An 8,426-nucleotide genomic window follows, 5' to 3' on the forward strand; every position below is an offset into this window, starting at 1 on the left:
GCTTTCAGCGTGAGGCGTCGCGCAACTGCTCACGCAGCTTGAACTTCTGGATCTTGCCGGAGGGGGTGGCCGGCAGTGCCTCGCGCACGATCAGGCGCTCGGGGATGTATTGCAGCGCCACGCCCTGCGCTTTGAGGAAGTCGACCAGGTCTGCCAGTTCGAGTCCCTCCTGTCCCGGCTTGGGCACGACGATGGCGCAGGCGCGCTCGCCGAGACGCTCGTCGGGGTAGGCGACGATCGCCACCTGCTCGATCGCCGGGTGGCGGTAGAGCAGCGCCTCGATCTCGACCACCGGGATGTTCTCGCCGCCGCGGATGATGACGTCCTTGGAGCGGCCGCTGATGCGGATGTAGCCCTCGGCATCGATGCGGGCGAGGTCGCCGGTGTCGAACCAGTCCTCGGCGTCGGTGGCGTTGAGTGCCGCGCGCCTGAGGTAGCCGCCGAAGTTCGAGCAGGCGCGCAGCAGCAGGCGACCGCTCTCGCCGGGCGGCAGCGGCGTGCCGTCGGCATCGACGACGCGCAGCTCGACGCCGGGCAGCGGACAGCCGTCGGTGTCGACGGCGCGGCTGTCGGCGTCCTCGGGTCGCGTGGTGGTCACCGCGCCGCACTCGGTCATGCCCCAGGCGGAAATCACCTTGGCACCGAGCGCGTGCTGCGCCTGCTCGACCAGCGGCCCGGGGATCGGCGCGCCGGCGCAGAGGAAGGTGCGCAGGCTGGGCACCGTCAGGCCGCTGTCGCTGACCGCTTTGGCCAGATCGGTGAGGAACGGCGTCGAGGCCATCGTGAAGGTCACGCCGTGCTCGCGGATCAGGCCGAGCGCGGTGCGCGGCTCCCAGACGTCCTGCAGTACCACCTGCGCGCGCAGCAGGATCGGCATCATCAGCCCGTACATGAAGCCGGTCTGGTGCGCCATCGGCGAGGCCATCAGCACCACGTCACCGGCGCCCAGATGCAGCCGCTCGGCGTAGGGAATGATGTTGGCGAACAAGGTGTTGGCGGTGTGCATCACGCCCTTCGGCTCGCCGGTGGTGCCGGAGGTGTAGAGCAGCTGGGTGATGTCGTCAGCCTGCGGCCGCACGTGGCCGAGGATTGCCGCGGCATCGGCGGCCTGCTCCCACGGCGGATCGCTCAGGCACGCGGCGAAGCTGTCGTCGCCGTCGCCATCGACGATGATGACGTGCTCCAGCGCCGGCAGCTGCGCACGCAGGCCGGCATACATCCGCGGGTAGTCGAAGCCGCGGTACTGCGCCGGGATGACGACGACGCGGCTTTCGGCGTGGGCGAGCATGAAGCCGAGTTCGCGCTCGCGAAAGATCGGCATCAGCGGATTGAGCACGGCACCGAGGCGCGAGCAGGCCAGATACAGCAGCGTGAACGGCCAGCCGTTCGGCAGCTGGCAGGAGACCACGTCATCGCGGCCGACGCCGAGCCGCGCCAGGCCGACGGCGATGCGCTCGGCGAGCCGCGCCAGCTCGCGGTAGCTGAAGCTCTCGCAGCGTCCGCGCTCGGTCGATACGGCGGTCAGCGCCCGCTGCTCCGGGCACTGCGCCAGGCAGGCGTCGAGCGCGTCATTGATGGTCAGATCGTGCCACAGGCTCTGCGCACGCAGGCGCTCGCGGCGTGGCGGGATGAGGACGGCATCGAAGTGCATGAGCCTTCCCTCCCCGCTCAGGCCGGCACGGCATCGCGGCCGGCGCGGACGCGGGCGATGATGGTCTTCATGATCTGCGCGGTGCCGTCGCCGATCTGGAAGCCGAGCACGTCGCGCAGGCGCTGTTCCAGCGGCCCGCGGTCGTAGCCGCCGTGGCCGTGCATCAGCAGGCACTGGTGGATGGTGTCGTAGGCGAGCTTCGGCGCCCACCATTTGCACATCGCCGCCTCGGCGCTGTGCGGCGCGCCGCGGTCCTTCAGCCACAACGCCTGCAGGCACAGCAGCCGCGCGGCCTCGACCTGGGTGTCGAAGTCGGCGAGCGGGTGCGACACGCCCTGGAACGCCGCCAGCGGCTTGCCGAAGGACTGCCGCTCGGCGACGTGCGCCCAGGTTTCCTCCAGCGTGACGCGGGCCACGGCGAGCACCTGCAGGCCGATCAGCGCCCGCGAGAAATCAAAGCCCTGCATCACCTGCACGAAGCCCTTGTTCTCGGCACCGAGACGGTGGTCGACCGGCACGCGCACGTTCTCGAAGAACAGCGAGCCGCGGCCGATGGCGCGCTGGCCGTGGCAGTCGAAGCGGCTGCGGCTGATGCCCGGCAGATCGAGCGGCACCAGCACGGCGGAGACGCCGTGGGCGCCGGCCTCGACCGAGCCGGTGCGGGCGAACACCACCGCGGCATCGGCCTGGTCGGCGGCGGAGATCGAGGTCTTCTCGCCGTTGAGCACGTATTCGTCGCCGATGCGCTCCATGCGCAGGCGCAGATTGGCGGCATCGGAGCCGCCGCGCGGCTCGGTCAGCGCGATCGCCAGCAGCGCCCGCCCCTGCGTCAGCCGCTGCAGCCACGGCCCGACCACCTCCGGCGCGCCGTGCTGGGCGAGGATCTGGCCGTTCAGCGAGGCCAGCAGGTTGATGTACGACAGGCTCAGGTCGGCGCGGGCGATCTCCTCGTGGATCACGCCGGCGGCGAGGCAGCCGAGCCCCTGGCCGCCGTACTGCTCGGGCAGCTCGGGCGCGATGAACCCCATCTCGCCCATTTCCGCCATCAGTTCACGGTCGAGCACGCGCGTCTGATCGCGCTCCTGAAAGCCGGGCGCGACGCGGCCGCGGGCAAAACGCCGGGCGTGCTCGCCCAGCACGACGAGATCGTCGTCGAGATAAGGGTTCATGCGGTCTCCTCCAGTGGTCGGCTGTTGCGGGCGCCGGCTCTTATTTGGCGTAACGACGGAAGTCGGGCTTGCGCTTTTCCTGGAAGGCCCGCACACCCTCGCGCGACTCTTCGGTGTCGTAGTAGAGCTTGAGCGCGTACATGCCCATGCCGGCGATGCCGCTCTGGTGTGCGGTGTCCATGTTGAAGGAGCGCTTGGCGATGGCGATCGCCGTCGGGCTCTTCTCGGTGATCTCGTCGCACCACTTCTGCACTTCGGCATCGAGCTGCTCGGCCGGCACCACGGCGTTGACCAGCCCCATCGCCAGCGCCTCGGCCGCCGAATAGCGCCGGCACAGGTACCAGATTTCGCGGGCTTTCTTCTCACCGACGACGCGGGCGAGGAAGGCCGTGCCGTAGCCCGGATCGACCGAGCCGACCTTCGGCCCGACCTGGCCGAACTGGGCTTTTTCCGAGGCGATGGTGAAGTCGCAGATGGTGCACAGCACGTTGCCGCCGCCGACGGCGTAGCCCTGCACGCGGGCGATCACCGGCTTGGGCACGTCGCGGATGGCGTTGTGCAGTTCCTCCATCGGCAGGCCGATGGTGCCGCGGCCGTCGTACTGGCCCTCGTGCGCCGACTGGTCGCCGCCGGTGCAGAAGGCTTTGTCGCCGGCGCCGGCGAGGACGATGACGCTGATCTGGCGGTCGTAGCCGGCGCGGGTGATGGCGTGGATCAGCTCGTCGCAGGTCTGGCCGCGGAAGGCGTTCATCTTCTGCGGGCGGTTGATGGTGATCCAGGCCGCTGCGTTGCGCACTTCATACAGGATGTCTTCGTAGTTCATCGTCATCACCTCAACCGTTCATCGTCAGGCCGCCGGAGACGCTCAGCACCTGTCCGGTGACATAAGTCGCGTCGTCGCTGGCGAAGAAGAGCACCGCACCCGGCAGGTCGTCGGGGCGGCCGATGCGCCCGAGCGGGATCGAGCGCTGGAAGGCTTCGAGCAGTTTTTCCGGGTTGCCGGCGCCCTGCTTGTAGTCCTCGAACAGCGCGGTCTCGGTCGGTCCGGGGCAGACCACGTTGACGGTGATGCCGTGGCGCGCGTGCTCGCGGGCGATGGTCTTGGAGAACGACACCAGCCCGCCCTTGCAGGCGGCGTACACCGCCTCGCCGGAGGAGCCGACGCGGGCGGCGTCGGAGGCGATGTTGACGATGCGCCCGCGCTTGCGTGCCGCCATGCCTGGCAGCACCGCGTGATGCATGTGCAGCGCGCCGGTCAGGTTGATGGCGATCAGCTGCTCCCACTGCGCCGGCTCGGTCTTCAGGAACGGCCGGAACACGTCCCAGCCGGCGTTGTTGACCAGCACGTCGATCTCGCCGAGCTGAGCCTCGACCGCAGCGACGGCGGCGTTGACCGCGACGCGGTCGGTGATGTCGCAGGCGAACGCCGCGGCCTGGCCGCCGCTGTTGCGGATCTGCGCGGCGACCTGCTCGGCGGCCTCCAGCGAGCGGTCGAGTACCGCCACCCGCGCGCCTTCCTGCGCGAAGCGCCGGCAGGTCGCCCCGCCGATGCCGCCGCCGCCGCCAGTGACGACGACCGTCTTGCCTTCGAATTTCTGCACGATGGTTTCTCCTTGGTGGTCCAGCCTTGCTATGGTGCTGCCGACTTGTCAGTCGGCTGCTGTATTACGTAAATATATTTACCTATATGTACGCGCTGCGCAAGCTGCTTCCGTGACTTTATCGTGTGAAAAACATGAAAGAATCCGCAGAAAATATCGAGATCACACGCAACGAATTGGCCAACAGGTTGTTCTTTCGACTCTACCAATGTGCAAACATGTTGCATAAAACCGGGACGCGCGCGGTCGAGAGCGAGGGCCTGACGACGCAGCAGTGGGCGGTGCTCGGCGCGCTGTCGCAAAACCCCGAGGGCATGAGCGTCGGCGACCTGGCGCGCTACCTGATGGTCAGCCGGCAGAACCTCTCCGGCCTGGTCAGTCGCATGGAACGCGACGGCCATCTGTGCAGCGCCCCCGATGGCCGCGACCGCCGCTCGCGGCGGGTGACGATGAGCGACTCCGGCCGCCACGTCTGGCAGGCGCTGGCGCAGCCGAAGATCCACGCCTACTACGCGCAGGCCCTCGCCGACTTCTCGATCAGCGACATGAGCCACACGCTGCACTACCTGCTGCAGCTGCTGGAGAACATGAAGCGCATCGACGCCAGTGGCGGCACCGACAGCGAAGAATCCGAATGAGGCCGCAGCTCCTGCGCCATGAAAAAAGCCCCCGGGCGGGGGCTTTTGGTCGCGCGTGTACGGCGGCGGATTACGAGACCGCGCGCAGCCCGTCCAGTCGCTGCAGCGCTGCCAGCGCCTCGGCCTCGAAGCGGTCGACGATGGCCGCCAGCGGCTCGATGCGGTCGGCGAAGGCGACGGACTGGCCGAGCGACAGCGCGCCGTGGCGGGTGTCGCCGGTTTCATAGGCACGGCGGCCGATGCGGCCGGCGATCAGCGGCAGCAGGCGTTGCAGATCGCCGCCGTGTTCACGCTCGATCGCCTGCACCGCGGCGGCGGTGTCATTGCTCAGCGCGCGCAGGGTGTTGCGCAGCGATTGCTGGATCAGCGTGGTGTCGGCGGCGCCGGCGGCGAGCAGGCGCTCTTTGTAGTCGCGGTGCGCCCAGATTTCCTCGGCGACCAGAAAACGCGTGCCGACGATGACGCCATCGGCCCCGAGCGCCAGCGCGGCGAGCAGCTGCGCGCCGCTGCCGATGCCGCCGCCGATCAGCAGCGGGATGTCGATCTCGCGCGCGGCGAGGGCCGACTGCACCAGCGTGCCGATCAGCTCCAGACCGGGATGTCCGCCCGCCTCGGCACCGATCACCGCCACCGCATCGACGCCGAGCGCCTGCGCTTTGCGCGCATGACGCAGCGTCGGCACCTTGTGCAGCACGCGCACGCCGGCACCGTGCAGCGCCGGCAGCAGCGCTTCGGGGCTGCGCCCGGAGGTTTCGACGAAGCGCACGCCCTCCTCGATCAGCAGCTCGACCAGCGCCGGCGTGCGCTCGTCGGCGACCAGCTTCGGCAGCATCGAGAGGTTGACGCCGAACGGCGCGCCGGCGGCCAGATCGTGGCAGCGGCGGATCTCGTCGCGCAGCGTTTCCAGCTCGGCGAAGCTCGCCGCGGTGATGAAGCCGATGATGCCGGCGCGCGCGGCGGCGGCGACGTAGCGGGCATCGGCCAGCCATTGCAGGCCGCCGGCGACGATCGGCAGCCGCGTGCCGAACAGCTGCGTCACCCGGGTGGAAAACGGCCCCGGCGTGCTCATGGCTGCACGAACTGCGGCGCACGCCGCTCCCGAAAGGCCCGCAGCCCCTCGCCACAGGCCGCGCCGTATAAATGATCGAGGAAAGCCTCGCGCTCGGCGTCGAGCTGCTGCGCCAGCGAATGGCCCGGCGCGGCCGCGAGCAGTGCCTTGATCCGCCCCTGCACTTCGCTCGGGCCGCTGGCCAGACGCGCGGCGTATGCCAGCGCGACGGCACTGGCCTCGCCCGCGGCGGTGAGGCGGTTGACCACGCCGAGCGCGTGCAGGCGCTCGGCACCGATCGGCTGGCCTTCGAGCAGCAGCTCGGCGGCCAGCGGGCGCGGCAGCAGCGCGGCGAGAAACGCCGTGCCGCCGCCGTCCGGGCTCAGGCCGATGCGCACGTAGGCCATGCTGAAGCGGGCATCGCGCGCGGCGACGATCAGGTCGCAGGCCAGCGCCAGCGAAAAACCGGCGCCGGCGGCCGCGCCCTCGACCGCGGCGAGCACCGGCTTCGGGCAGGCGCGCAGGGCGCGCACCCAGCCGTGCAGGGCTTCGATGCCCGCCGCCGACGCCGCGCGTTCACGTTCGCGGTTGGCGCTCAGCCGCTCGATGTGACCGCCGCTGCAGAAGGTGCCGCCGGCACCGTCGAGCACCACGGCACCGAGGCTGTCATCGGCCGCGACGCGCTGCAGCGCCGCCGTGCCCTGGGCGTAGATATCCGGGTGCAGCGCGTTACGGCTCGCCGGGTCATGCAGGGTCAGCTGCAGCACGCGGCCGTGCCGCGTTTCGATCAGCGTGGGCATGCGTGTTCCTTGTCTCTGTTTAAGTGTCGGATGCCATCTAAACCGGAAACCGGCATCAGATGACGCCCTGCTCGTGCAGCGCCTGCAGGGTCGTGGCGTCGTAGCCGAGGCGTTCGCCGAGCACTTCGCTCGTGTGCTCGCCGAGCAGCGGCGGCGGGCGCTGGTAGCGCACCGGCGAGGCGGAGAATTTCATCGGGCTGCCGACCAGCGGCACCGTGCCGGCCTGCGCATGCGGCAGCTCGACCTGCATGCCGCGGGCGCGCACCTGCGGGTCGGCGAACACCTGCGCCAGATCGTTGATCGGCCCGCAGGGCACGCCGACGGCTTCCAGCGCCTCCATCCAGTCGCGGCCGTCGCGGCGGCGCAGTGCCACTTCGAGCAACGGCTGCAGCGCTTCGCGGTTGACGACGCGGTCGCGGTTGCGGGCGAAGCGCGCATCGTCGGCCAGCTCACTGCAGCCGGCCACCGTGCAGAAGCGGCGGAACTGCTCGTCATTGCCGACGGCCAGCACCAGCTGGCCATCGCGGCAGGGAAACACGCCATAGGGCACGATGTTGGCGTGGGCGTTGCCGTAGCGGTGCGGCACCCGCCCGGAGCACAGGTAGTTCGAGCCCATGTTGGCGACCAGCGCCACCTGCACGTCGAGCAGCGCCATGTCGATGTGCTGACCCTCGCCGCTGCGCTCGCGATAGGCCAGCGCGGCGAGGATGGCGATGGTGGCGTAGAGGCCGGTGGTCAAATCGGCGAAGGCGACGCCGACCTTCTGCGGGCCGCCGCCCGGCAGGTCGTCGCGCTCGCCGGTCAGGCTCATCAGCCCGCCCATCGCCTGGATGATGAAGTCGTAGCCGGCGCGCTCGCGGTACGGACCGCTCTGGCCGAAGCCGGTGATCGAGCAGTAGATCAGTCGCGGGTTGAGCTCATGCAGGCTGGCGTAGTCGAGGCCGTACTTCGCCAGACCGCCGACTTTGTAGTTCTCCAGCAGGATGTCGGACTGCGCCGCCAGCGCGCGCACGATCGCCTGCCCCTCCGGGCGGGTGATGTCGACGGTCACCGAGCGCTTGCCGCGGTTGGCGGCGAGGTAATAGGCGGCTTCGCGGGTTTCGCCGCCGGCGCGATCGTGCAGGTACGGCGGACCCCAGCTGCGGGTGTCGTCACCGCGGCCGGGGCGTTCGATCTTGATGACTTCGGCGCCGAGGTCGGCGAGGTTCTGTGCGGCCCACGGCCCGGCGAGCACGCGGGACAAATCGAGGACGCGAAGGTGTGACAGGGCGGCGCTCATCGTGCGGATGATCCCCTTGGCAGGTCGGACGGCGACAAACACGTGCGCAAAAAAAGATGGCCTGCCCACTGGAGAACGGGAGCCCGGGCCCAGGCTCCGGGGCAGGCCAAAGGGGGAACAGCAACAGGCCGGCTGGCGGGCGTGCGCTCAGCAGAAGGCCTGGATACCGGTCTGCGCCCGGCCGAGGATCAGCGCATGCACATCGTGCGTGCCCTCGTAGGTGTTGACCGCTTCGAGATT

General features: G+C 69.7%; 8 protein-coding genes. 1 reads left to right on the top strand and 7 read right to left on the bottom strand.

The window, feature by feature from the left end:
• Positions 1-4 precede the first annotated feature (4 nt).
• From aliA to badH, 4 genes are read right to left on the bottom strand one after another with little or no spacing between them, the layout of a single operon-like run.
• Positions 5-1,651: a cyclohexanecarboxylate-CoA ligase gene (aliA, locus tag C7443_RS12315; protein WP_110018917.1), complete on the bottom strand. Its 1,647-nt coding sequence runs from the start codon at positions 1,649-1,651 to the stop codon at positions 5-7.
• A gap of 17 nt (positions 1,652-1,668) precedes the next feature.
• Positions 1,669-2,820, bottom strand: a complete 1,152-nt coding sequence (aliB, locus tag C7443_RS12320; RefSeq protein ID WP_110018918.1) for a cyclohexanecarboxyl-CoA dehydrogenase — start codon at positions 2,818-2,820, stop codon at positions 1,669-1,671.
• A gap of 40 nt (positions 2,821-2,860) precedes the next feature.
• The gene (badI, locus tag C7443_RS12325; RefSeq protein ID WP_110018937.1) at positions 2,861-3,643 is read right to left on the bottom strand and encodes a 2-ketocyclohexanecarboxyl-CoA hydrolase; all 783 of its coding nucleotides are present in this window, start codon (positions 3,641-3,643) and stop codon (positions 2,861-2,863) included.
• 10 nt (positions 3,644-3,653) lie between these two features.
• The gene (badH, locus tag C7443_RS12330) at positions 3,654-4,421 is read right to left on the bottom strand and encodes a 2-hydroxycyclohexanecarboxyl-CoA dehydrogenase (protein ID WP_110018919.1); all 768 of its coding nucleotides are present in this window, start codon (positions 4,419-4,421) and stop codon (positions 3,654-3,656) included.
• A 134-nt stretch (positions 4,422-4,555) separates the two neighbouring features.
• Here badH and C7443_RS12335 point away from each other — a divergent pair, with 134 nt between their 5' ends.
• Positions 4,556-5,059, top strand: coding sequence for a MarR family winged helix-turn-helix transcriptional regulator (locus C7443_RS12335; protein WP_110018920.1), 504 nt, complete (start codon positions 4,556-4,558; stop codon positions 5,057-5,059).
• A gap of 70 nt (positions 5,060-5,129) precedes the next feature.
• On the opposite strand, the gene C7443_RS12340 is transcribed toward C7443_RS12335, so the two are convergent.
• The 3 genes from C7443_RS12340 to C7443_RS12350 are packed head-to-tail and all read right to left on the bottom strand — an operon-like array spanning position 5,130 to position 8,186.
• The gene (locus C7443_RS12340; RefSeq protein WP_110018921.1) at positions 5,130-6,128 is read right to left on the bottom strand and encodes an NAD(P)H-dependent flavin oxidoreductase; all 999 of its coding nucleotides are present in this window, start codon (positions 6,126-6,128) and stop codon (positions 5,130-5,132) included.
• Positions 6,125-6,907, bottom strand: a complete 783-nt coding sequence (locus C7443_RS12345) for an oxepin-CoA hydrolase, alternative type (protein WP_110018922.1) — start codon at positions 6,905-6,907, stop codon at positions 6,125-6,127. Before C7443_RS12345 ends, C7443_RS12340 begins: the two co-directional genes overlap by 4 nt.
• A gap of 55 nt (positions 6,908-6,962) precedes the next feature.
• Entirely contained in the window at positions 6,963-8,186 is a 1,224-nt protein-coding gene (locus C7443_RS12350) for a CaiB/BaiF CoA transferase family protein (protein ID WP_110018923.1), read from the bottom strand.
• Positions 8,187-8,426: the final 240 nt, after the last annotated feature.

Origin of the sequence: Plasticicumulans acidivorans (assembly GCF_003182095.1) — a bacterium.
Taxonomy (GTDB): Bacteria; Pseudomonadota; Gammaproteobacteria; order Competibacterales; family Competibacteraceae; genus Plasticicumulans; species Plasticicumulans acidivorans.